The 1,201-nt window shown below is 65.5% G+C and carries 1 protein-coding gene; it reads left to right on the top strand.

Annotated elements, in window-relative coordinates:
- Positions 1-160: 160 nt before the first annotated feature.
- Complete coding sequence (locus OO52_RS45460) at positions 161-703, top strand: GNAT family N-acetyltransferase (protein WP_030659321.1); 543 nt, start codon at positions 161-163, stop codon at positions 701-703.
- Positions 704-1,201 lie beyond the last annotated feature (498 nt).

The raw sequence follows: 1,201 nt of genomic DNA, 5'->3' as shown, positions 1-1,201 counted from the left end.
AACGGCCGGACGAACTCCCACTCGGCATCGGACAGTTCATGGCGACGTATCACCCGTCCATGATCCACCACTCAAGATCATTTGAAGACACTGCCTAGGGCGCGTATCGAAGCGCCTGGTGAGGATGGCGGCGAGCCCGTTTGTGATCCAGAATGAGGGGATGGTCACGCTTGAGACTCCTCGGTTGATCCTGCGTCGCTGGCGCGAGGAAGACGTTGCGCCCATGGCGGCCGTCAATGCCGACCCCAAGGTCATGCGGTGGATCCGCGACGGCAGCGTCCGTGACGAACAGCAGACGCGCGACGGGATCCAGGCGTGGGAGAACGAGTGGGAGTCACAGGGCTTCGGCCTGTTCGCCGTGGAGATCCGGTCCACTGGCGAGTTGGCCGGATTCACCGGCCTTTCGGTGCCCAACTTCTTGCCGGAGGTACTGCCGGCGGTCGAGGTCGGCTGGCGGCTGGGACGTTCCCACTGGGGGCAGGGCCTGGCCACCGAGGCCGCTGCGGCCGCTGTACGGTTCGGGTTCGAGGAGCGAGGGCTGGAGCGGATCGTCAGCATCGCTCAAGTGGGCAACGACGCCTCCGAACGGATCATGACCAAACTGGGGATGCGTCCGGTGCGTGAGACCGTCAATCCCACCAGCGGTCGGCAGGTACGGGTGTTCGAGTTGTCGTCGGACCAGTACGCCACAACCACCCGTTGACTGCCTCTTACGGGCCGACCTTGCCAACGCACTGGAGCGGAACATCGGTCTCGGCGCGCGGGTACGCCAGTTGGAGAAGCGGCTCTCAGCACTACCCGGCGAAGCGGCGCGGAGCGCTTCCGGGCTCTGTGCCCCACCCGACACCTGCCAATTGACGGAGGAACTTGAAGCCGCTCGGGCCGCCAACGTGTCCACGGCGGCCGTCCGGTGCGCGGACCACATCGCGTCGTTGCTCGCCGGCCGCCCAACCGGTGTGCCCGTGGTGACCATCCTGGACCGAAGTGAATCGAAGCCCCGGCAAGACCCGAACGGCCGACCTCGCCCGATCCGGCGATAGCGCCACACCTGTCGCGATGGACAAGCTCAGGTACATCGGCGCCGAGCTGCACCAACCCTGAGCGGTCACGTCCGCTGGAGTGGTGTATCGACGGCCACTCGGTGATCTCGTTTTGAGGCTATGCGGTGAGTTCGGTGGGCAGGACGGTGTCGTCGGTTTCT

Source organism: Streptomyces flaveolus, assembly GCF_000716535.1.
GTDB classification, from domain to species: Bacteria; Actinomycetota; Actinomycetes; order Streptomycetales; family Streptomycetaceae; genus Streptomyces; species Streptomyces flaveolus_A.
The sequence above is the reverse complement of the archived record's forward strand: the minus strand, read 5'-3'. Positions and strand labels throughout refer to the sequence as shown.

What these genes read in the sequence shown, in the direction of transcription:
- OO52_RS45460 (WP_030659321.1), top strand. Translation starts at nt 161, where the DNA reads ATGGTCACGCTTGAGACTCCTCGGTTGATCCTGCGTCGCTGGCGCGAG.